This window comes from Olleya marilimosa CAM030, from assembly GCF_000518485.1.
In the GTDB taxonomy this organism is placed as follows: domain Bacteria; phylum Bacteroidota; class Bacteroidia; order Flavobacteriales; family Flavobacteriaceae; genus Olleya; species Olleya marilimosa.
This window is the reverse complement of the sequence record NZ_JADR01000002.1, coordinates 202,867-225,638: the sequence shown is the minus strand read 5'-3', so window position 1 is coordinate 225,638 and position 22,772 is coordinate 202,867. Positions and strand designations below refer to the sequence as shown.

The window sequence follows — 22,772 nt, the reverse complement described above, 5'->3', positions numbered from 1 at the left end:
CAAAAATAAAGAACAAGAATTTAGTTTTAATATTTAAGGCGTTTTACACAGTTTCAATTTTTAATTATGAAATATATTTTAATATTCCTACTATGTTTTGCTTATCAAGGGATAAGTCAAAACAAAATTAATAAGGTAACCTACAACAGAGTAGTAAACCTTGAGGCTATAAAAGAAAATTTAAAAAGTGACTTTTCTGAGTCCTCATTAAAAAAAATAGTTGAAGGTGCCGATAATTATAAACATCTTAGTTATAGCTTACTATTTGATGCAAATCAATCCTACTTTTCTTTAAATGACATTAAAATAACTTTAGATTCAGACAACGAACAAAACGAGTTAAATAAAATTATAAAAAGAGTAAAACACCAAAAGTATTACGTTAATCTAAAAGAGAACAAAACATTGTATGCAATGACAATGGGAGGCGAAAAACTTTTGGTTGTAGATAGCACAAAGCAACTAAATTGGAAGTTGACTAAAGACTATAAAAAAATTGGCGATTATACTTGTTTTAAAGCACAACTATTAAATAGCTCAGAGGTTTTGGCTTATAAAGATGGTATGGCTATAGAGGCATGGTATACAACACAAATACCAGTACCTTTTGGTCCACTTCAGTTTGAAGGTCTGCCTGGATTAATCTTAGAAGTAAATGTAGGTAATAACACTTATTTTGCTTCAGAAATAAAATTTGATGTAGACCATAAAATAGAGCAACCAACTGAGGGAAAAGAGGTACAACGAAAAACTTTTTTTTCTGAAATTAAAGCTAATTTAGAAGCTAGAATAAAACGAGCAAAGCAATCTAGACAATAAAGCTATGTTAATTAAATATTTAGTTTTGATTTTAGTAATGTCAATTAGTGTAGCTCTACAAGCGCAAACCATTACCTTGCAAGGTAAAGTGTCAGACAGCTTGCAACAACCCTTGCAATATGCTAATATTTTGGCAGTTCCAGTTGCAGATAATATTGACGTTACGTTTGCAATTACTAACCAAGATGGTAATTACAAATTACAATTAGAAAAAAATCAAAATTATACCGTTACAACAAGTTATTTAGGGTTTTTACCTAACGTCGAAGATGTTAATTTAGACAAAGACACCTCCAATAACATCATTTTAAAAGAAAATTTAGACCAATTAGACGAGGTCACTATTACATACACTCCGCCAATGGTGGTCAAAAAAGACACCATTGTTTATCTAACAGATAAATTTGTAACAGGTGAAGAACGTAAACTTAAGGATGTCCTTAAAAAATTACCAGGTGTAGACGTGGATCGTAGCGGTAATGTCACAGTTAATGGTACTAAAGTCACTAAAGTTTTAGTAGAAAATAAAACCTTTTTTACAGGAGACAGTAAACTAGCTGTTAATAATATTCCTGCAGATGCAGTAGATAAAGTTGAGGTTTTAGACAACTACAATGATGTCGCAATGTTAAAAGGCTTGCAAGATAGCGATGACATGGCTTTAAACATTAAGTTAAAAGAGGACAAGAAAAAATTTATGTTTGGAGATATTGAAGCTGGAGCAGGTATTAAAGATCGCTACGTAGTGCATCCAAGTATTTTTTATTACAGCCCTAAAACCAATGTAAACGCTATTGGTGATCTTAATAACACTGGTGTCAAAAGTTTTACTATTAAAGATTATTTAGAGTTTGAAGGAGGTATAGGTAAATTGTTAAGCGATGCAGGAAACTATTTTAAACTATATCGCAGTGATTTTGCCCAATTTTTAGACAATCAAGACTATAAGTCAAGTACCAACCAATTTGGCGCTTTTAATATCAGGCAATCCATTAACCAGGTTACAGATTTAAGCGCTTACGCGATTGTTAATAACGAAAAAAATACCACTGCAAGTAATACCATAAATACTTATCAAAATATTGACCAACCATTTACAGAACAACGTTTTGCTAATAATGCGTTGGATAATTTTTTTAGCATAGGAAAAGTAACTTTAGAGTATAAACCAACCATAAAAGAAGATCTAAATATAAATACCGTAATAAAAGTAACCAACAATAAAGGTTTAGGAGTAATAAATACGATTAATCCATCACAGGATAATACTATTAGCACAACTAACAATGTTACAGGATTAAATCTAAAGCAAAACTTTAGTTATAGCAGGAAGTTATCCAAAAATCACACAGCAACTTTACAAAGCATATATAATTTTAAAAATGATCAACCCATTACTAATTGGCTAACCAATCAGCAAATATTACAAGGTTTAATACCCTTGCAAATGGATGTAAATTATAATATCCAACAGACTAAAACGGTAAAAACCAATAGCGTAAATACCATTTTAAAAGACTATTGGGTACTAAATAATTTTAATCATTTATATACGTCTTTGGGTGTTAATGCAGCATTTAATAGTTTTAATACTCAAGATTTACAACAACTTAGTGATGGGACTATTAACAATTTTGAAACCGCAGGATTTAATAATCAGTTGCATTATAATTTAATGGATACCTATTTAGGCTTAGAGTACAAGTTTCAAATAGGGATTGCAACATTTAAACCTGCAGCTTATCTTCATTTTTATAATTGGCAGGCTAATCAATTGTCTCATGGTATAAGTAATTCTAAAACAGTACTATTACCTCAATTTACTAGTAATATCGAGTTTAGTAATTCCGAAAAAATAGATTTTAAATATAAGCTTAACGCTACTTTTCCAACAGTAAACAGGATTGCAAATAATTTTGTTTTAAATAACTTTAATAGTGTGTTTAAAGGTGACGCAAACCTAAGTAATACATTATACCATACTGCAAGTGTAAGTTATAGGAGATTTAGTTTGTTTAGAGGTTTAAATTATAGTCTGATTACAACTTATAATAAACGTATAAAAAGCATAAAAAACACAATACAGTTACAAGGTATCGAGCAGTTTAGCACACCAGTAATGTTTGATCAACCAGAGCAAACGCTTAGTGTGTCTAGTCGTGTTTCTAAAAATATTAAAAAGCTAAAGCTGAAATTTAATTCTAGATGGAGTTATAATGATTACTATCAAATTGTAAATCTAAATACTAGTTTAAACAGTTCTAAAAACTTTAATAATACACTAAGCCTAGAAACTAATTTTAAAAACCATCCTAATATTGAGGTTGGTTATAAGCACGCGACTAGTAATTACAAATCTAGAGGAAATCTTACCCAGTTTTTAAATACCAGTTTTTTTACCAATTTGGAATATGATTTTTTAAACGACTTTATTTTTAAAGCAGACTACAGTTTAGATACCTTTAATAACAAAACAACAAATAACACCAATCAATTTGATATGGCTAATGCCAGTTTGTTTTATCAAACCGAAGACAGTCCTTGGGGATTTGAGGTTAGTGCAAGTAATATGTTTGATGTCAAATTTAGGCAAACCAATAACTTTAGTAACTTTTTGATTCAGGATAGTAAAACATTTGTTTTACCACGTATTATCATGTTTAAAGTGATTTATAAATTGTAATAAAGATACTTATTAAATAAATATAACCTGAAAGAGGTTGTTTCCGGTTTTTACCACAATTATTAATTTGGAAAAACTTGTATTTTTAAGTTAGATAATACAGTTATTCTGTTAACACTTAGCATAAAATCAATCAATCATGAAAATTAAAATTTTAATTGCTTTATTATTTTCAATACAGCTTATAAGTGCACAAAATTCAGACAAAACAAGTCTGTCAGATTCGCTTAGCAACCAATACCAAATAGAATACACGGTTAATTTTAACAACTATGTACCAATTTCTAAAAAAGGAATTTTAATCCCATATTTAAAAGAAAATAAATCTAATTATTACGAAATTCCGCTTGATGAAGATAGCAAACAAAAGGATGATACTAATGATTCGGAGATAAACGAAACAATTGTTATTGGTAAAAAAAATGTTATAAAACGAAACTTTGTAAATCTTAATACACATAAGTTATCGTCTACAGAGAATATAACCTTTGATAGTAAAACGTATTTAGTAACGGAAGCACTTCCTAAACTAGATTGGGATCTAAACCATCCAGATACACTTAAAATTGGCACATATATGTGCAATAAAGCAACCACAAGTTTTAGAGGCCGAAATTATATAGCATGGTATACTAATGACATCCCAATAACTTTTGGACCATGGAAGTTTCATGGATTACCAGGACTAATTTTAGATATGTATGACCAAACACATAAATACGAATGGATTGTTACTAAAATAACTAAAAAAACGATTAATGAAAAGACACTTAATCAAGACAAGCATGATGTAAACATTGGTTTAAAAGCATTTGTAGCGTTAAGAGAAGAGGTATTTAATAAAAAAATGAATAATTTAAAAAACAATCTTAAATCTAGACAGGGTAGAGGGACAACCGTTGGTTTTACCGACCATAGTAAAAGACAAGGACGCGAGTTGGTTTTTGAATGGGAAGACAAAAAATAATAATATTGAAAAAACTAATTTTCATAACGCTTCTAGTATTGTCTCAAACCGTTTGTCGCTCACAAACAACATTGTCTGGAGCTGTCTCAGATAGTAATGGCAGCTTATATTCCGTTAGCATAACTATAAAAGATACGTTAACTAATCGTGTTTTAAATTACACATATTCAGATAACAACGGAAACTATACCTTGGTTACCAAAAACCAAGGTCAATTTAATATGGTTTTTAATGCATTAGGCTATAAAACCAAAACAATTCCATTAGTATTAGATGGTACTCAAAATAATAAAACCATAAACGTAGTTTTAGAAGAACAACCTTTTACATTGGATGAGGTTGTTATAAAATCAGAACGTCCAATGGTAATAAAAAAGGACACCATAACCTTTAAAACTAAATACTTTACAAGAGGAAATGAACATACAGTCGAGGATTTACTAAAAGTAATACCAGGTTTAAATATAGACAGTGAAGGCACTATAAAAGTTGGTAATAAAGAGATTGAAAAACTAATGATTGATGGTGACGATTTATTTGAAAAAGGGTATAAATTATTATCCAAAAATATGCCTGCTTATCCTATTGAAACGGTCGAGGTGTTACAAAACTACTCCAACAACCACTTGCTAAAAGATATAGAAGTAAGCGATAAGGTAGCTTTAAACTTAAAATTAAACGAAAAATCAAAACGCATTTGGTTTGGTAATTTGGAGGCTAATATTGGTAACGATAGTTTTTATCATTACAAGGCTAATTTGATGAATTTTGGTAAACAAAATAAATACTACTTTTTAGCCAATGCCAATAGTATTGGCTATAATGCTACAGGGGATATTCAACAATTAATTAAGCCTTTTAGACTTAATCAACCAGCAAGTATAGGAGATAATCAATCGGTAAGTAATTTAATAGGCTTATCGGCTTCCGATTCTAATTTTAAAAAAGAACGCACCAATTTTAATAATGCCGAGTTGGTCTCGCTAAACGCCATATTTAATCCTTCAGATAAATTAAAAATAAAAACCTTAGGCTTTTTTAATTGGGATGAAACCTCTTTTTTTAGAAATCAAGTGGATAATATTACCACAAATACTAACAGTTTTACTAACACGGAAGATTATAAGCTGGATAATAAAAAGCAATTGGCTTTTGGGAAGGTGGATGTTATCTACAAGCCTTCCAACACTAAAATGTTAGAGTCTACCACAAAGTACAATAGTGGTTATTATAATAATGATGCTAATTTAGTATTTAATGGTGTGTCTACACTCCAAAATTTAGAACAAAACACTACTTTTTTTGATCAAAAATTAAACTATACTAATAAATTTAAAGACCAAAAGGTAATGTTACTTACAGGTCGTTTTATTACCGAAAAAAAGCCACAAAATTACACCATAAATCAATTTTTGTATCAAGATTTATTTCCAGAGTATAGTACAGCAAATAATGTCTTTCAGGTTAGTAATAACCAAATGCAGTTTGTTGGTGTAAATGCACATATTTTAGATCGTAAATCAAATGGACATTTATTAGAGTTGCAACTTGGTAACCAGTTTAGAGAGGATAAATTAAACACTAGTTTTACACTATTGGAAGATAACGTTTCGTTACATCAGCCAATAGAGTATCAAAACCAGACTAAATATCAAGTTAACGATTTATATTTTAAAAGCAAATACAAGATAAAACTAGATAATTTTGCACTAAGTGGTAACCTTGAAGCGCATCAGTTGTTTAATACATTAGGCAGTAACAATACGTCTAACCAACAAACTCCTTTTTATATTAATCCAAGTCTAGGTGCAGAGTGGACTATAAATAGTAATAATAAAATACAAACCACTTATAGTTACAATACGGCTAATGCCAAAGTGTTAGACGTGTACAGTAATTATGTGTTAACAGGATTTAGATCGTTTAGTAAAGGAACAAATACCTTTAACCAATTAAAAGCCTCTAGTGTGATGCTTAATTATCAATTGGGTAATTGGGCAAATCGGTTTTTTGCAAACACCTTGGTGCTTTATACTAAAAATCATGATTTTTTGTCCACCAACACCCTTATTAATCAAAACTATACGCAAACCCAGAAAACACTTATTAAAGACAGTCAGTTTTTAACTATTAATACCAAGTTTGATTACTATTTTAAGTTTATGTCATCTAACCTAAAATTAGATTTAGGTTACACCAAAAATGAATTTAAAAACGTCGTAAATAATTCTAATTTAAGAACAGTGGTGTCTAGTAATTATAATTATGGATTAGAGTTACGGTCTGCTTTCAAAGGGGTTTTTAATTACCATTTAGGTACTGCTTGGACAACAAATAAAATTGAAACCTTTGCCAATAGTAAGTTTACTAATAATCAATCTTTTTTAGATCTTGATTTTATCTTTAATAAAAAGTTTGATGCAAAAGTAAAAACAGAACGTTATCATTTTGGAAGTTTAGACACAGACAACACCTATTATTTTTTAGATTTTGAAACGCAATACAAATTGATTGATAAAAAACTAACGCTAGGCATAACTGGTAAAAACTTATTTAATACCAAGCGTTACACTAGTTTTTCTATTAGCGATTTAGGGTCTTCAACTACAGAAGTTAGATTACTACCACGCATGGTACTTTTAAAAGCAGAATATAGATTTTAATCTACAATCCAGACCTAAACTGTTTTAGTTTACCACTAACTTCCCGTTCCAAAATAGTTTTCTGCTCAAAAATTAATTTTAAATTAGGTTCCAAATATTTATCTACAGCTAATTGTACAGCCTTTTGCTGAGGTTGGCTTAACGCTTCGGTAGCAACATAGTCAATTTTAAAGGTATCAATTTCAATTTGTTCAATTATAAACTCTCTTACATTCGCGTCTTTGGTCATGACGGTTTTAGTCACATAATAAAAGGTTAAGCCTGCTGCAATTTTTCCGCTTGGAAGCGAAATAAAGTCACTGGTACGTCCTATTAGAGATTCTAAAATGGGACGTTGTAATGTGCTTTTAGTGGACAACTGACCTAAATCGCCAAGCTCATAACGTATAAAAGGGTGTGCACGATTATATAAATCGGTGACCACAATTTTACCTGGTTGACCATAAGGGACAGGTTGGTTGTTATTGTCTAAAATTTCGACATATAAATGGTTGGTATTTACTATCCAATTGTCGTCTTGGTCCTCAAAAGCAATAAGTCCTAATTCGGCTGCACCATATTCATTTACAATAGGAATATTAAATTGTGTTTCAAGCAGTTTTTTATCGTCATCAAATAGCATTTCAGAGGTGACAATACAAACAGTTAATGTTGGACAAACGTCTTTTAAAACAATATTATTTCGTTTTAAAAACTTTGCAAATTGTACGATAGCACTAGTGTAACCATTAATGTAATTAAATTTTGTACGTTTAAATTTATGTAATACTTTATTTAAAGCAGCATCACTTAAATCAAACACCGAAAACCTAAAACGGTTACCTAACCAATCCTTTAAACGTTCTTTATAATATCCATTGGTATCTAACGGAATGCCATAAAAACGCGCTTGTTTAGAGGTGTTTAAATCTATATTAAACCAACTATAACGTTGCATAAACGTTACCCAAGTCATAGCATGCGCAAAATTGTCTTTAGCAAACTCAAAAGGGGTTCCGGAAGATCCTGAGGTTTTATGCTTATGTACGGTTTTTAAAGTATACTTATCGGATAATCTATTAGCTAAAGGTTGTTGCAAGTTAGCTTTGGTTAACACAGGTAAGGCACTCCAATCTTTGGTGTCAATCCCTTGACATAAAGTGTTGTAAAATGGTGTGTGTTCTAAATGAAACGCAACAATGGCTTGTAGTTGCTTACTTAGGTAATTAGCATAATCAGCTTGTGTAAACCCATCAATAATAGCTTGTGTTTTTTTAGCTTCATTAACAGGAAATCCTTTTAACCGTAAAGACCATTCAAATTGTTTCAATGCAATAGATTTTCTGTAAAATAAAGAAATAAAAAACTATTGGATTTAAAGTCAATCAAATTCTTTTAAATAATTATTTTTGTGGAAACAACAACAACACAACATTACTACAATGAATATTTTAATTTTAGGATCAGGAGGAAGAGAACATACAATTGCTTGGAAGCTTAAACAAAGCCCAAAATGTAGCTCGCTTTTTGTAGCACCAGGAAACTCTGGAACAGCACAAATAGCTAAAAATGTACCTGTTAGCGTAACCGATTTTGAAGCCATAAAAGAGGTGGTTTTAAATAATAAAATTACTATGGTAGTGGTTGGTCCTGAAGATCCTTTAGTATTAGGTATTCATGATTTTTTCTTAGCAGATAACGCACTTAAAAACGTAGCGGTAATTGGACCACAACAAGCAGCTGCAACCTTAGAAGGTAGTAAAGAGTTTGCAAAACAGTTTTTATACAGACATAACATACCAACTGCAGCTTACCAAAGCTTTAATAAAGACACTGTGGAAGATGGTTACGCGTTTTTAGAAACCTTAAATCCGCCATTTGTACTTAAAGCAGATGGATTAGCAGCAGGTAAAGGGGTTGTAATTTTAAATGATATTGATCAGGCTAAAGCCGAATTAAAAAGCATGCTTGTGGATGCTAAGTTTGGGCAAGCAAGTACTAAAGTGGTTATCGAAGAATTTTTGGACGGAATAGAGTTAAGTTGTTTTGTGCTAACCGATGGTAAAAATTATAAAATCCTACCAACTGCTAAAGATTACAAACGTATTGGCGAAGGTGATACTGGCTTAAATACAGGCGGAATGGGAGCAGTGTCTCCAGTTCCTTTTGCTAATCAAGCCTTTTTGGATAAAGTCGAAGCGCAAGTGGTTAAACCAACGATTGCTGGTTTGCAAAAAGATAATTTACCATACAAAGGGTTTGTATTTATTGGATTGATAAAAGTAGGAGATGAGCCTAAGGTTATCGAGTACAACGTGCGTTTAGGTGATCCTGAAACAGAAGTCGTATTGCCAAGACTTAAAAACGATTTAGTTGAGGTTTTTCAAGCAATTGCTAATCAAACTTTGGATCAAATTACTATTGAGGTAGACCCAAGAGCAGCAACTACAATTATGTTAGTATCTGGTGGTTATCCGGAAGCTTATGAAAAAGGAAAAGTCATTACAGGTCTAGAAAATATTGAAGACTCTATTGTGTTTCATGCAGGAGCACAAAATAAAGATGGAGGTATTGTAACCTCAGGTGGTCGTGTTATGGCAATAACTAGTTATGGCGATACGTACCAAGAGGCCATAAAAAAATCTTACCAAAGTATAGATAAACTAAACTTTGATAAGATGAATTATAGAAAAGATATAGGATTTGACCTATAAGTTTTATAAATATGAGTGTGAAGAGATACTTTTATCTTCTTCGTTGTTAGCTGCGTAACCTTTTAATTGTAACATCCAATAAATAAACGCTACAAATCCAATGATGATAAATATCCAAGACATAAAGTTTGCTGCCCACCAGCTTTCTAGTTCTAAGGCTCTTAATGCGTCATAAGGAGCAAATAATACGTCAACAAAAAGGCTTTGTATAGCTTCAAAAAAATCTTTCATAATTATATAGTAGTATATTTATAGTACAAAAATACAAAAAGAGTTAATGATTACAACAATTTTTAGCAAATCCAAACCAATTAATTTTTTAATTGTTTTTAGTATCACACTAATTGCTTTTTTATTGTTGCCTTTTAAGTACCCAAATTTGGTTAATGCTGAAACGTCCATTTGGACCAATATCGCTGTTTTTATTTTAGTGTATTTGTCTATATTATTGCTTAACTTTATAGTTACTAAAAACTTATTATCGCAACAAAATAACTACGAAATTTTATTATTTGCGCTGTTTTTTTTAGCTATTCCGCAAGCTTTATTGGACTATAAAATTGTAGTCTCTAATTTTTTTATATTACTCACATTAAGACGTTTAATAAGTGTTAGGTCAAAAAAAGATGTAATTAAAAAGCTATTTGATTCAGGGTTTTTAATTGCTATGGCGTCGCTATTTTATTTTTGGGCTATTTTGTTTTTCCCGTTGCTGTTTATTGCTATGTTGTTGTTTTCAGAAACCACTGTAAAATATTACTTGGTTCCGTTTATTGGATTGGCTGCTGTTGCTGTTTTAGCAATTAGTTTTTCCGTCCTTGTTTACGATGATTATTTTTTAGCACTAAATATAAATCCAGCAGTTAATTTTGATTTTAACAGCTATAATTCGGTACAATTTATAACAGCAATAACTATGTTGTTATCTTTTGGTATCTGGTCGTCTTTGTTTTATTTAAAGGATATTAAAAAGAAAATGAGAAGTTATCGACCTTCTTATAAAATCTTATTTTTAGCTTGTGTTTTTGCTAGTGTGATTGCAGCATTTGCACCTCAAAAAAATGGAAGCGAGCTGTTATTTTTATTTGCACCTTTGGCTGTAATAATTACCAATTATATTGAAACTATTGAAGAAAAGTGGTTTAAAGAATTGTTTTTAGGATTGTTAGTTGTTATACCAATCGTTTTATTAGTGTTGTAGTTTTGCACCAAAAGCTAAATCGCCAGCATCTCCTAATCCAGGAACGATATAACCTTTATTATTTAAGCTTTTATCTATTGCAGCAATCCACAGATTAGTGTTTTCAGGTAAATTATTTTTTAAATAATCAACACCAGGCTCTGCACCAATTGCAGCAACAATATGCACATGCTTTGGTTTTCCAAAAGGCTCTAAAGCTTTGTAAGTTGCAATTAAAGATTGTCCTGTGGCTAACATAGGATCTGCTAATATTAATGTTTTACCAGTAAGGTCAGGACATGCTAGATACTCGACAACTATTTCAAAAGATTCAGGATTATCTAAATGGTGTCTGTAAGCAGATATAAATGCATTTTCTGATTTATCAAAATAGTTTAGTAAACCATTATGTAATGGGACTCCAGCTCTAAGTATTGAACATAAAACCACATCGTTTTTTGGGGTTTCAGTCATTATTGTTGCTAAAGGAGTTGTTATAGATCTAGTTTCAAACTCTAAAGCCTTACTTAATTCGTAGCCTAAAATTTCTCCAATACGCTCAATATTTCTTCTAAAACGCATACTATCGTTTTGGACAGAAACGTCTCTGATTTCAGCAATAAATTGATTTAAAATAGAATTTTGTTCAGATAGATTATGAATATGCATGATAATTATGTCTTTAAAAAGTAAAGTTACTCTAATATTTAAAAAGCCAAAACGCGTACAGCCTAAAATTCAGTTTAAATTATGTAATTTTACAGTCTTAAAAATAACAATATGTTTACAGATACAGCAAATACAATATTCCAGGACGTTATAAAAAAGTACCATATCATTAATACGGTAGACCAACCGTTTACCAATGTTTATGATAAAAGCACGCACTTATTAGAGCACCTATTGTACCGTAAATGTTGGATAGATACTGTACAATGGCATTATGAAGATATTATTCGTGATCCACAAATTGATCCAGTTGCAGCATTAACTTTAAAACGTAAAATTGATGCCTCTAACCAAGATAGAACTGATATGGTAGAATATATTGACAGCTATTTTTTAGAGCAATATAAAGATGTAACACCTAAAAGTGATGCAACTATTAATACTGAAAGTCCAGCTTGGGGAGTTGATAGATTGTCTATCCTTGCGCTAAAAGTATACCACATGGAAGAAGAAGCAACTAGAGCAGATGCTTCTGAAGCGCATAAAGCAGCATGCCAAACTAAATTGGATATTTTATTAGAACAACGTGTGGATTTAAGTACTGCTATTGATACCTTATTATCAGATATCCAAAATGGTTATAAATACATGAAAGTGTATAAGCAAATGAAAATGTATAATGACGACGAGCTTAACCCTGTTTTAAGAAATCAGAAATAAAAACGTGCACTTGTAATTTTAGCACGTGTTTTTAGTATGTCCAAAATACCAAAGCATATCTTAGTAATACGTCTCTCTGCAATGGGAGACGTTGCTATGACTGTTCCTGTTTTACAAGCCTTAACACAACATTATCCAGACCTTAAATTAACCGTTTTAACACGTCCGTTTTTTGCTCCTTTTTTTAGAGATTTAAAAAATGTTGAGGTTTTTGCTATTGATTTACACAAACAGCACAAAGGTGTTTTTGGATTATATAAACTATCCAAGCAACTAAAAGCATTACAAATAGATGCTGTTGCAGATTTACATAATGTTTTAAGAACTAAGATTTTAAAGCTTTTTTTCTTCGGAAAAAAATTTAAACAAATAGATAAAGGTCGAAGCGAAAAGAAAGCACTAGTTAATGGGCAAAATTTTCATCCTTTAAAAAGTACGCATCAACGTTATGCAGACGTTTTTAAAGCCTTAGGTTTTAAGCTTAGTTTAGATAACCCTAGTTTTCCTTCAAAAAAAACTCTGCCAGAAGCAATCTTAAACAAAGTAAATAACCAAAACACAAAGCAATGGATTGGTATAGCACCTTTTGCACAATACACATCCAAAATGTATCCATTGGATCAAATGCAAGAGGTTATTAATGTATTACAGAAGCATTATATTATTTTTCTGTTTGGTGGTAAAGCAGACCAAGCTAAACTGGATACATTAGCAGCAAATAGTGATGCTGTAATAAATGTTGCAGGTCTTTATAATTTAAACCAGGAGTTAGATTTAATATCTAACTTGGATGTAATGATAAGCATGGATTCTGGTAATGCGCACTTGGCAGCTATGCTTGGTGTTAAAGTGATTACTATTTGGGGAGTTACGCATCCTTATGCAGGTTTTGCAGCATTTAATCAGCCTAAAAGCTATAATATTACACCAGACAAAATGTTGTATCCTAAATTACCGACTTCTATTTATGGTAATAAATATCCAGAAGATTATAAAAATGTGGCTGGAAGTATACTACCTAAACAAATTACAGAAAAAGTTACTGCTGTTTTAAACGCATAAAAAAAGCCTCAATTTCTTGAGGCATTTTAGATTTTAACTACTAATATAAAATTAATATCATCCCTTAAACTAACAAATTTCAGTGTTATAATCTGTTTCAAAGATATCTGATACTAGACTAGTTTTATTTTTTGAAGGTCTGTTTTAGATGCGATTCGGTAAAAGGTATAAAAAAAACGTTTAAACGTTTATTTTGGCTTATACATCATCATAATCGACTACCAATGTAGGTGTTGTAGGATGTGCTTGACAGGTTAAAATTAATCCTTCAGCCACTTCGGCATCTGTAAGTATGTTGTTTTGTCTCATTATTGCTTGACCATCTGTAACTCTTGCAATACAGCTACTACAAACACCACCTTGACAAGAATATGGTGCATCTAAGTCTTGTTTTAAAGCAGCTTCTAATACGGTTTGTTTTTGAGACATAGTAAAGGTCTCTGACTCGTCATCCACTGTTACTGTAATTTGGGTATTACCATCAGTTGCTTCTGCAGTGGTTGTTGTATTTTGGGTAGCAGCAGTAAATAATTCAAAATGAATAGTATTTTCGGCAATATTATTTTCAACTAAAACCTCTTTTACTGTGTTAATCATTGCTTCTGGACCACAAAGGTAAAACGCGTCAATTGTTACGTGTTTATATTTATTTTTTACAATAAGGTTAACGGTACTTTTTTCGATACGTCCAAATAAAGCGTTCTCTTCTTGAGATTGGCTATATAAAAACTGTACATAAAAACGCTCTGGATATTGATGGTGTAAGGCTAAAATATCTGCTAAAAATATAGTGTCATTAACCGTTTTGTTACCATAAACTAATACAAAGTGGCTTTTAGGTTCTTGCTCTAATACTGTCTTTGCAATACTTAAAATTGGTGTTATTCCGCTTCCTGCTGCAAATGCTGCAATTGTGCGTTCCTCGGATGCTTTTGGTTCAAAAACAAAACGTCCTTGTGGTTTTGCAACCTCTAAAGTATCTCCAGCTTTTAAACTGCTGTTGGCATAAGTACTAAAGGTTCCGTTTGGTACTGCTTTAACCGCAACGGTTAGTATTCCGCTTGACGGAGAAGAACATAATGAGTAATCACGTCTTACTTCTGCATCGTTAATTTTAGTTTTTAGTGTAATATATTGACCTGCTTTAAAGGCATAGTCTTGTTTTAAATTATCTGGTACAGCAAAAGTCAACGTAACACATTGGTCTGTTTGACGTGTGATATCAGAAATTGTTAGTGTATTAAATTGAGACATGGTTTAAATTTTTATGTAAAAATAATGAAGCTTTACCGTTTTGCCTTCTGTTTAGAAAAAAATTAATACATAAGTTTATTATGCATAAGAAAATTATGTATGTTTGTAATATGGCAAATTCAAAATTATATAAGGGTAGTCTAACCACTATTATTTTAAAGCTTTTAAATGAAAGCGAAAAAATGTATGGTTACGAAATGACGCAAAAAGTGAAAGCAATTACTAAAGGTGAACTTAATATTACCGAAGGTGCTTTGTATCCTGCTTTGCATAAGCTGGAAGCTGAGGGATTATTAGATGTCGAGGTCAAAAAAGTTGATAACCGTTTACGTAAATACTACAAGCTTACCGAAAAAGGTAATAAAGAAACGGTTAGTAAATTGGAGGAACTTAAGGATTACATTAAAACCATGGAAACGTTTATGAATCCTAAATTAAGTTTGGATTAGTATGAAGTTGAGTAAAGAAAACATACAATTTATAGATACTTATTTAGAGAATTCTGAAATCCATTTTGCAGATATTAGAATGGAAATGGTGGACCACATTGCTTCTGCATTAGAGGCTGAATTAGAGTTAAGCAATGAATTGTCTTTTTATGATGCTTTTAAAGCCTATATGGTTTGTAATAAAGCTAGATTGTTACAGGATAATGAGGGTTTTTTAAGAAACACTTACAATAATTTATTGAAACTAATTTGGATAAATATGCTAACCATTAATAGTCTTTTAGTGTTTTTAGGTGTCATAATTAGCGCTCGTTTATTTATTAATAATTTTGGTTTTGAAACCATTGAGACTGCTATTTTTAGTTTTCCATTGCTGTTCTTTATTGTCTTAGGAATTGTTTACTTGGTTGTATTAAGGGTATTTAATTATGATCGATTTTCTGGTGTAGAGCGTATTGGATTGGTATATGTGTTTTTGTTTCAAGTGGTTAATGCTTTGCATTTATTAACTAAGTATCAAGCTGAATCAGAAAGTGGTCAATGGATTGCAGCAGGAGTGTTTGCAATATCATGTACACTGATTTATGCGTTTGTAAAAACAGCTGTTAGTATTATGAGAAACTATGAAAAGGAATATAAAAAACTTGTTTAAGAATGAGCTTAACCGAAGAAAATATAAACCAAATTGATAATTACCTAATTAAACTTAAGGTAAAGTATGTAGATGTTAGATTGGAGCTTATTGATCATTTAGCTTCAGATTTTGAAGCATCTAATAAAAACCAACAGTTAGAAGATTATCTTAAATCTAAAATAGATTTTATTCAAGATTTTGAAAAGAAACGTCAAAAAACAATCCATTGGAGTTATCAAAGAGAAATGTGGCGACGTTTAGCTATGTTTTTTTATAAGCCTAACTATATGCCTTTTACATTAATGTTGGGATTTTTGGTTTATTGGATGCAAAAGTTGCAACCAAACAAGACATCAATTATTGTTCTTGTAGTTAGTCTTTCAACTATACATTTTTGGGCGCTGATTGCTGGATATTCACATCATAAAACCTTTAAAAAGTTGCAAATGGCACAGCCTTTATATTCAATAATGGCTTTACCTTCTTTATTTTTATACACTATGGGAGCAGCTAAACCATGGTTAGAAAATCAATATTTTTTTATCACCTTTTGGTTTTTTGCAGTTTTATTTAACATAGCAGGAGCAATCGAGTTGCGTAACAAAAAGAATAAGATTTTAGAGTACTCAAAAAATATTATCTAGATAATGAAGTTAACCAAAGAACAAATACAATACATAGATACCTACGTTGAAAAAAGCGGAATAGAATGGTTTGATTTGAAAATCGAATTGGTGGATCATTTGGCTAACGCTACTGCTCAAATTTTAGAAGACAATCCAAAGTTGCCTTTTGAGGATGCAGTAACAAAAGCGAAGATAGCTTTTGGGACTAAAGGCTTCAAACCGTTAATAACTAATAGAACTAAGCAAATTGAAAAATCTTTCTATAAAAGGGTGTTTAAGTATTTGTTGTCTTTTTTTAGCTTACCTAAAATTATTATTACAGTAGCTTTAATGTATGTGTTGGTAAGTTTGTATAAAGTTTTGGAGAATAAAGAAAACTTTTTATTCAGTTTAGTAGGTGTATTATTTGTTTTCACTATTCTTTCATTTTGGTGGTCTTATAGACGTAAAACAATAGACAATAAAAAACATTTGTCATTAAGTTATATGCAATCCGTTTCACAGTTTGTAAACCTGTTGGCTCAGTTATTTAGTTTATCTCTAACACTTTTTAAATCAAGTTTAATTGAAGGTCAAGGCGCACTTTGGTTTATTGTTTTGTGGGTGATTTCTTTTCTATTTTGTATTGCGTCAGAAGTTGTGTCAAGAAAAATCTACAAAGACCAAAAATCATTGTATTATCAATATAAAATATTATAATTTTAATGAAGTTAACCCAACCTCAAATACAAAACCTATACGCCTTTACAAGACAACACTACGTTGAGCATTATGATTTACAAACCGAGTTAGTAGATCACTTAGCAAACGATATAGAGTCTGTATGGCAAACTCAACCAGATATATCGTTTGAAGAGGCTAGAGACCAAGCCTTCAAAAAATTTGGAGTCTTTGGTTTTATGGACGTGTTAGAACGTCGTCAAAAAGCAATGAATAAACGTTACATAATGTATTTATGGGCAGAATTAAAACAGTGGTTCACGTTTCCTAAGTTAATATCAACTATTGCTTTGTTTTTGATTATCTATATGTCATTATCTTCTGTTTTAGCAAAATCATTTTTAATAGGGTTTTATGTTCTAATATGTGTTTTTGTAATCTATAAAAGCATACAACTAAAAAAACAATTTAAACAGCGTAAAGCGCTGTCCAATAAAAAATGGATGTTAGAAGAAATAATATTTAAACAAGCAGGAGCTTCAGCAATAGTTTTACTCACTCAGCTGCCACAATGGTATAATTTTTCTGGGAATATTTTTAGTTATCCTTACATTGTTTTGGGTGTGTCTATTTTTTCTACACTGTTTTGTCTTTGGATGTATATTAGTTTTGAAGTTATACCAAACAAAGCAGAACAACTTTTAAACCAGACCTATCCAGAATTTTGTTTGTAACATTTTTGCACATTTGTATACTTATCTATTAAACCAACCAAACAATAACAACTATGATTAGTAAATTTTTAAGCTTAGAGTGGAAGTCATTTATTCGCTCGGCAAGCTTTGGTAAAAGCTTAGCAATAAAGATTGTCATGGGCTTTTTTGCGTTATACTTTATTTTAGTGTTTTTAGCATTAGGCTTTGGATTATATCCAATTTTACAGAAAACTTTTCCGGATCAAGACCCTTTTATTGTGGTTAATGGATTTATCTTTTTTTGGTTTTTAGGCGATTTATTATTGCGTTTTTTTCTTCAAAAATTACCAGTAATGAGTGTCAAACCTTTGCTAACCATACCCATTAAAAGAAGTAGTATTGTGCATTTTGTTTTAGGAAAATCTGCAGTATCCTTTTTTAATTTTTTACCCCTTTTTGCTATAATACCTTTTAGTATTATCCTTATTACTAAGGATTATCAACTAGCAACCGTAATGACTTGGGCTGCTGCTATGATTTTACTAACCCTAATTAATAATTTTTTAAATTTTATTATTGAAAGTTTTTCTGCAGAAACAGAATTGTCATTTCTACCAATAATCATATTTGCTGGTACGTTATTTGGACTTAACTATTTTAATATTATTAATATTTCAGGTGCTTTGTCTACAGCTATGTTAGCCATAGTTAACAATCCATTATTACTGCTAATTTTGATTGTAATTTTAATTGGTTTATATCTGTTTAATCATAAAATATTAATTAAAAAATTATACTTAGACCATTCACTTAAAACAAAAATTAAAGAGGTGACCACTTCAGATTTAGGATGGACCAAGCGTTTTGGTGATAGTGCACCTTTTATGCAATTAGATTTAAAATTAATTTGGAGAAACAAACGTCCAAGGTCTGCTGTTTTTATGTTGGTATTTGGATTATTATATGGTTTGTTTTTTTACCCACAACCAATATACAGAGACATGCCAATTATGTATGGTTTTATTGGTGTATTTGTGACTGGTATTTTCTTAATTAATTTTGGGCAATTTATTCCGGCTTGGGATAGTGGATATTACAAAATGTTAATGAGCCAAAATATTAAGTATGAACAATATTTAAAATCTAAATACACCTTAATGGTCCTTAGTGTTATTATCATGTTTGTACTAAGTATTCCTTATGTCTATTTTGGTTGGAAAATCTTAGTTGCACATTTTGCAGCAGCAGTGTATAACATAGGTGTTAATAGTTATGTTATAATGCTTGGTGGATCTTTTAATCGAAAAAAAATAGACTTAAATCAACGTGCAGCTTTTAACTTTCAGGGTACAGGAGCAGTACAATGGTTAATTGGTATTCCATTGTTACTTTTACCATTGGCTATTTTTGGGTTATTATCTCATTTTGTTAGTTTTTATGCAGGTATATCTGCGTTAATACTACTAGGAGTTATCGGAATTATTTTTCATCAAAAAATCATGCGCTTTATTACCAATAAGTACTTAGACTCTAAGTATGAAATGATAAAAGCATTTAACCAAGACAATTAATATTTACAAAACTTTTTAACTATGATAACAACAACAAATCTTTCAAAAAAATATAGCGGAAACGAAGTTTTAAATATTTCTAATTTAGACATACCTAAAGGTCAAAGTTTTGGTCTTGTGGGTAATAATGGTGCAGGAAAAACAACGTACTTTAGTTTGTTATTGGATTTAATTAAACCTACTACTGGTTATATTAAAACTAATGGAATATTAGTTAACGAGAGCGAAGATTGGAAACCCTTTACGTCTGCTTTTATTGACGAAAGCTTTTTAATTGGCTATTTAACACCAGAAGAATATTTTTATTTTATTGGTGATTTACGTGGACAAAACAAACAAGACGTAGACAATTTAGTGTCACAGTTTGAAGACTTTTTTCATGGCGAAATTTTGGGTCAAAAAAAATACCTTCGTGATTTAAGTAAAGGTAATCAGAAAAAAGCAGGTATTGTCGCTGCGTTAATTGGTAATCCTGAGGTAATTATTTTGGATGAGCCTTTTGCTAATTTAGATCCAACAACACAAATTAGATTAAAGCAAATTATTAAGGATTTAGCTGAGAAAAAAGGAGTCACTGTTTTAGTGTCTAGTCACGATTTAATGCACGTCACAGATGTATGCGAGCGTATTGTGGTCTTAGATAAAGGTCAAGTAATTAAAGATATACAAACTAGCGAAGCAACTTTAAAAGAGTTGGAAGCGCATTTTTCTGGTACAGTAAATCCAGTTTAACAGTCTCTTAGATATGTAAAACATCTAAGTTTCAGTTCATTTTTTGGCTAAAAGTAAAAAAGATGCTTATTTTTACGCACCTGTCCATAATTATAAATAATAATTATGGCATTAATTAGTTATGTATTACACTAAATACAACCGCATTGAGAATAGCATTAAAAATTTGTATAGTTTTTGGTTTGATCTTAGCAACAATTACTAGTTGTTCAAGAAAAAAAAACAGTTTTATAAATCGTAATTTTCATGCAGTTACTGCAGAGTATAACGCATTGTTTAATGGTTACGAGGCTTTAAAACAAGGACAAAACAGTCTTAACGATGGTTACAAGGACAACTATTGGGACATATTGCCTGTCGAGCGTATGCAAGTTAGTGATGAAATTGTTTTACCAGGACAATCAAAAAACGAAAGTTTTACTAAAGCGGAAGAAAAAGCAGTAAAAGCCATCCAAAAACATGGGATGAATATTCAAGGTAAAGAGTATAATCCTCAAATTGATGAAGCCTATTTATTGTTAGGAGAAGCTAGATATTTTGATCAACGTTTTGTGCCTGCTCTAGAAGCCTTTAATTATATCCTTTACAAGTATCCTGCTTCAGATAAGATAAACACAGCAAAGGTTTGGAGAGAAAAAACCAATATGCGTTTAGAAAATGACGAGTTGGCCATTAAAAACCTAAAACGTCTAATAGAACAAGAAGAATTAGAAGGTCAAGAGTTAGCAGATGCGACCTCCATTTTAGCACAAGCCTACATTAATACTAAAGCTTTAGATAGCGCTTTAACACAAATAAAAATTGCAGCTAAAGCAACTAAAAACAATGACGAAAAAGGACGTTTTGGTTTTATAAAAGGACAACTTTATAATGTATTAACCTTTAAAGATAGTGCTAATATCGCATTTGACGAGGTTATAGATTTAAACCGAAAAATCCCACGTCGTTACTTAATGGCTGCTCAGATTGAAAAAGCTAAAAATTTTGATTACGATAAAGGTGATAAAATTGCGTTTTTAAAGCACCTAACCAAATTAGAAAAAAACCGAGAAAATCGTCCGTACCTAGATAAGATATATCACCAAATAGGAGAGTTTCATTTAACTAATAAATCAGATTCCTTAGCAGTAGTATATTACAATAAATCACTAAGAGAAAAATCTACAGATAAAATTTTAATTGCTAAAAACTATGAGACTTTAGGCGATTTTTATTTTGATAGAAACAACTATAAAGTTGCAGGCGCTTATTTTGATAGCACAATGACTAGTATGGTTGAAAATAGTAAACCATATCGTACTATAAAGCGTAAACGCGAAAACTTAGACGACGTTATTTATTATGAAGGCTTAGCCGAAGTTAATGATAGTATACTTAAACTAGTAAACATGTCTGATGCAGATCGTGTTACGTTTTTTACAGACTATACTAATCAACTTAAATTAGAAGCTGAAAAAGAAAAAGAACGTTTAGAAATCGAAGCTAGAAAAAAAGGATTAGCAACAACAAACTTACCAACAAACAACGTCACTAAGCCAAGAGGTGGATTACCAGGTGTTGGTAGTAATTTTTATTTTTATAACCCAAGCACAGTTGCTTATGGTAAAAATGAATTTACTCGTATTTGGGGAGACCGTAAAAATCAAGACGATTGGAGATGGTCATCTGCAAGCGGAAGCGCAATTGGCAATCAATCCAATCCTGATATAGCAGCAGTTTTAGAACAGGACCAAGAGTTTTTAGACCCTCAATATTATATAGCTCAAATACCTACAGCACAAAAAGAGTTAGATAGCATTAAAAAAGAACGTAATTACGCCTATTATCAATTAGGTTTGATTTACAAAGAAAAATTTAAAGAATATAATTTATCTAAAAGCAAGTTTTTAAACCTATTAGCAAGTAATCCAGAGCAAAAATTAATTTTACCATCTAAGTATAATTTATATAAAATATATGAGATTTTAGGTCAAAATGACGAAGCACAAATAACTAAAACAGATATTATAGCTAATTATGCAAGTTCTAGGTATGCCGAGATTTTAAAAAATCCTGAATTAGCAGCAACTAGAGACGAAAGTAGTCCGGAAAGTCTATATGAAGCAACCTATAAATTACTAGAAAAACAAGAGTATGCTCAGGTCATTGAAAAGTCAAATAAATATATTAAGTTTTTTGATGGCGAGCCAATAGTAGCAAAATTCGCACTTTTAAAAGCGACAGCTAATGGTAGGTTAAACGGTTATCAAGCGTATATAGATGGATTAAATGATGTTGCATTAGCATTTGCTAATATGCCAGAAGCAATTCAGGCGCAAGCCATAGTAAACAGTTTAAAATCTGTAAGTGATAAAACATTTAAACCAAATACAGAGTCTACGTCCTTTAAAGTGTTGTTTCAATTTGAAAAAAATAACACTGAAGCGATAGCTACATTTAAAAAAATGTTAGACGAGGTAACCCCTAAAATTCAATATTATAATTTATCCACATCTGTGGATGTATATAATCCAGAAATCTCTTTTGTGGTTGTTCATGGTTTAAAAAGTGTAGATGGTGCAAAAGGATTTGCAGATATATTAAAGGCAGAAGATAAACCTAAGATAGATAGACCTTATTTTGGAATTTCTTCTGACAACTATCAAATTCTTCAAATACATAAAAATCTAAACCAATATTTAGAAAATCAATAATT

At 30.9% G+C, this 22,772-nt stretch carries 20 protein-coding genes; 16 read left to right on the top strand and 4 right to left on the bottom strand.

Annotated features, from left to right (window positions below; translation table 11 throughout):
• The first annotated feature begins 66 nt into the window (after nt 1-66).
• The 4 genes from M890_RS0105025 to M890_RS0105010 all read left to right on the top strand — a co-directional run bounded on the left by M890_RS0105025 (nt 67) and on the right by M890_RS0105010 (nt 7,132).
• Nucleotides 67-819: a GLPGLI family protein gene (locus M890_RS0105025; protein ID WP_028282485.1), complete on the top strand. Its 753-nt coding sequence runs from the start codon at nt 67-69 to the stop codon at nt 817-819.
• Between the two features lie 4 nt (nt 820-823).
• Nucleotides 824-3,502, top strand: coding sequence for a carboxypeptidase-like regulatory domain-containing protein (locus tag M890_RS0105020; RefSeq protein ID WP_036597167.1), 2,679 nt, complete (start codon nt 824-826; stop codon nt 3,500-3,502).
• Nucleotides 3,503-3,641: 139 nt separating this feature from the next.
• On the top strand, nt 3,642-4,469 hold the full coding sequence (locus M890_RS16380; RefSeq protein ID WP_051437450.1) for a GLPGLI family protein: 828 nt from the start codon (nt 3,642-3,644) through the stop codon (nt 4,467-4,469).
• Nucleotides 4,451-7,132 (top strand): carboxypeptidase-like regulatory domain-containing protein, encoded by a 2,682-nt coding sequence (locus M890_RS0105010; protein ID WP_028282483.1) that lies wholly within the window; start codon nt 4,451-4,453, stop codon nt 7,130-7,132. Before M890_RS16380 ends, M890_RS0105010 begins: the two co-directional genes overlap by 19 nt.
• Nucleotide 7,133: 1 nt before the next feature.
• On the opposite strand, the gene M890_RS0105005 is transcribed toward M890_RS0105010, so the two are convergent.
• Entirely contained in the window at nt 7,134-8,441 is a 1,308-nt protein-coding gene (locus M890_RS0105005) for a phenylacetate--CoA ligase family protein (protein WP_028282482.1), read from the bottom strand.
• A 112-nt stretch (nt 8,442-8,553) separates the two neighbouring features.
• On the opposite strand from M890_RS0105005, the gene purD reads away from it, so the two are divergent.
• Nucleotides 8,554-9,825, top strand: a complete 1,272-nt coding sequence (gene purD, locus M890_RS0105000) for a phosphoribosylamine--glycine ligase (protein WP_028282481.1) — start codon at nt 8,554-8,556, stop codon at nt 9,823-9,825.
• 3 nt (nt 9,826-9,828) lie between these two features.
• On the opposite strand, the gene M890_RS0104995 is transcribed toward purD, so the two are convergent.
• Nucleotides 9,829-10,056 (bottom strand): DUF6341 family protein, encoded by a 228-nt coding sequence (locus M890_RS0104995; protein WP_028282480.1) that lies wholly within the window; start codon nt 10,054-10,056, stop codon nt 9,829-9,831.
• A 46-nt stretch (nt 10,057-10,102) separates the two neighbouring features.
• On the opposite strand from M890_RS0104995, the gene M890_RS0104990 reads away from it, so the two are divergent.
• Nucleotides 10,103-11,026 carry a DUF6427 family protein gene (locus tag M890_RS0104990; protein WP_028282479.1) on the top strand — a complete coding sequence of 308 codons (924 nt, stop codon included), beginning with the start codon at nt 10,103-10,105 and terminating at the stop codon, nt 11,024-11,026.
• Here the strand turns inward: M890_RS0104990 and upp are convergent.
• Nucleotides 11,015-11,674: a uracil phosphoribosyltransferase gene (gene upp, locus M890_RS0104985; protein WP_028282478.1), complete on the bottom strand. Its 660-nt coding sequence runs from the start codon at nt 11,672-11,674 to the stop codon at nt 11,015-11,017. The genes M890_RS0104990 and upp overlap by 12 nt on opposite strands.
• A gap of 111 nt (nt 11,675-11,785) precedes the next feature.
• Between upp and M890_RS0104980 the strand changes: the two genes are divergently transcribed.
• Both M890_RS0104980 and M890_RS0104975 read left to right on the top strand, forming a co-directional pair.
• Nucleotides 11,786-12,394 carry a DUF4254 domain-containing protein gene (locus M890_RS0104980; RefSeq protein ID WP_028282477.1) on the top strand — a complete coding sequence of 203 codons (609 nt, stop codon included), beginning with the start codon at nt 11,786-11,788 and terminating at the stop codon, nt 12,392-12,394.
• 36 nt (nt 12,395-12,430) lie between these two features.
• The gene (locus tag M890_RS0104975) at nt 12,431-13,456 is read left to right on the top strand and encodes a glycosyltransferase family 9 protein (RefSeq protein WP_232219131.1); all 1,026 of its coding nucleotides are present in this window, start codon (nt 12,431-12,433) and stop codon (nt 13,454-13,456) included.
• Between the two features lie 198 nt (nt 13,457-13,654).
• Here M890_RS0104975 and M890_RS0104970 read toward each other — a convergent pair whose 3' ends face one another.
• Entirely contained in the window at nt 13,655-14,710 is a 1,056-nt protein-coding gene (locus tag M890_RS0104970; RefSeq protein ID WP_028282475.1) for a ferredoxin--NADP reductase, read from the bottom strand.
• A 110-nt stretch (nt 14,711-14,820) separates the two neighbouring features.
• Between M890_RS0104970 and M890_RS0104965 the strand changes: the two genes are divergently transcribed.
• The 8 genes from M890_RS0104965 (at nt 14,821) to porW (ending at nt 22,770) form a co-directional block, all read left to right on the top strand.
• The gene (locus tag M890_RS0104965) at nt 14,821-15,159 is read left to right on the top strand and encodes a PadR family transcriptional regulator (protein ID WP_028282474.1); all 339 of its coding nucleotides are present in this window, start codon (nt 14,821-14,823) and stop codon (nt 15,157-15,159) included.
• Nucleotide 15,160: 1 nt separating this feature from the next.
• Nucleotides 15,161-15,811, top strand: a complete 651-nt coding sequence (locus tag M890_RS0104960) for a hypothetical protein (protein WP_028282473.1) — start codon at nt 15,161-15,163, stop codon at nt 15,809-15,811.
• A gap of 2 nt (nt 15,812-15,813) precedes the next feature.
• A complete protein-coding gene (locus tag M890_RS0104955; protein ID WP_028282472.1) occupies nt 15,814-16,437 on the top strand; it encodes a hypothetical protein in 624 nt (207 codons plus the stop codon).
• A 3-nt stretch (nt 16,438-16,440) separates the two neighbouring features.
• Nucleotides 16,441-17,118 (top strand): hypothetical protein, encoded by a 678-nt coding sequence (locus M890_RS0104950; RefSeq protein WP_028282471.1) that lies wholly within the window; start codon nt 16,441-16,443, stop codon nt 17,116-17,118.
• A gap of 5 nt (nt 17,119-17,123) precedes the next feature.
• A complete protein-coding gene (locus tag M890_RS0104945) occupies nt 17,124-17,813 on the top strand; it encodes a hypothetical protein (RefSeq protein WP_028282470.1) in 690 nt (229 codons plus the stop codon).
• A 53-nt stretch (nt 17,814-17,866) separates the two neighbouring features.
• Complete coding sequence (locus M890_RS0104940) at nt 17,867-19,345, top strand: DUF5687 family protein (protein ID WP_028282469.1); 1,479 nt, start codon at nt 17,867-17,869, stop codon at nt 19,343-19,345.
• Nucleotides 19,346-19,366: 21 nt separating this feature from the next.
• On the top strand, nt 19,367-20,077 hold the full coding sequence (locus M890_RS0104935; RefSeq protein ID WP_028282468.1) for an ABC transporter ATP-binding protein: 711 nt from the start codon (nt 19,367-19,369) through the stop codon (nt 20,075-20,077).
• Nucleotides 20,078-20,223: 146 nt separating this feature from the next.
• The gene (gene porW, locus M890_RS0104930) at nt 20,224-22,770 is read left to right on the top strand and encodes a type IX secretion system periplasmic lipoprotein PorW/SprE (protein ID WP_232219130.1); all 2,547 of its coding nucleotides are present in this window, start codon (nt 20,224-20,226) and stop codon (nt 22,768-22,770) included.
• The last annotated feature ends 2 nt before the right edge of the window (nt 22,771-22,772 follow it).

Excerpts from the sequence above, each read along its gene's own strand:
- M890_RS0105025 (WP_028282485.1), top strand. The coding sequence starts at position 67 with ATGAAATATATTTTAATATTCCTACTATGTTTTGCTTATCAAGGGATA.
- M890_RS0105020 (WP_036597167.1), top strand. The coding sequence starts at position 824 with ATGTTAATTAAATATTTAGTTTTGATTTTAGTAATGTCAATTAGTGTA.
- M890_RS16380 (WP_051437450.1), top strand. The coding sequence starts at position 3,642 with ATGAAAATTAAAATTTTAATTGCTTTATTATTTTCAATACAGCTTATA.
- M890_RS0105010 (WP_028282483.1), top strand. The coding sequence starts at position 4,451 with ATGGGAAGACAAAAAATAATAATATTGAAAAAACTAATTTTCATAACG.
- purD (WP_028282481.1), top strand. The coding sequence starts at position 8,554 with ATGAATATTTTAATTTTAGGATCAGGAGGAAGAGAACATACAATTGCT.
- M890_RS0104995 (WP_028282480.1), bottom strand. The coding sequence starts at position 10,056 with ATGAAAGATTTTTTTGAAGCTATACAAAGCCTTTTTGTTGACGTATTA.
- M890_RS0104990 (WP_028282479.1), top strand. The coding sequence starts at position 10,103 with ATGATTACAACAATTTTTAGCAAATCCAAACCAATTAATTTTTTAATT.
- upp (WP_028282478.1), bottom strand. The coding sequence starts at position 11,674 with ATGCATATTCATAATCTATCTGAACAAAATTCTATTTTAAATCAATTT.
- M890_RS0104980 (WP_028282477.1), top strand. The coding sequence starts at position 11,786 with ATGTTTACAGATACAGCAAATACAATATTCCAGGACGTTATAAAAAAG.
- M890_RS0104975 (WP_232219131.1), top strand. The coding sequence starts at position 12,431 with ATGTCCAAAATACCAAAGCATATCTTAGTAATACGTCTCTCTGCAATG.
- M890_RS0104970 (WP_028282475.1), bottom strand. The coding sequence starts at position 14,710 with ATGTCTCAATTTAATACACTAACAATTTCTGATATCACACGTCAAACA.
- M890_RS0104965 (WP_028282474.1), top strand. The coding sequence starts at position 14,821 with ATGGCAAATTCAAAATTATATAAGGGTAGTCTAACCACTATTATTTTA.
- M890_RS0104960 (WP_028282473.1), top strand. The coding sequence starts at position 15,161 with ATGAAGTTGAGTAAAGAAAACATACAATTTATAGATACTTATTTAGAG.
- M890_RS0104955 (WP_028282472.1), top strand. The coding sequence starts at position 15,814 with ATGAGCTTAACCGAAGAAAATATAAACCAAATTGATAATTACCTAATT.
- M890_RS0104950 (WP_028282471.1), top strand. The coding sequence starts at position 16,441 with ATGAAGTTAACCAAAGAACAAATACAATACATAGATACCTACGTTGAA.
- M890_RS0104945 (WP_028282470.1), top strand. The coding sequence starts at position 17,124 with ATGAAGTTAACCCAACCTCAAATACAAAACCTATACGCCTTTACAAGA.
- M890_RS0104940 (WP_028282469.1), top strand. The coding sequence starts at position 17,867 with ATGATTAGTAAATTTTTAAGCTTAGAGTGGAAGTCATTTATTCGCTCG.
- M890_RS0104935 (WP_028282468.1), top strand. The coding sequence starts at position 19,367 with ATGATAACAACAACAAATCTTTCAAAAAAATATAGCGGAAACGAAGTT.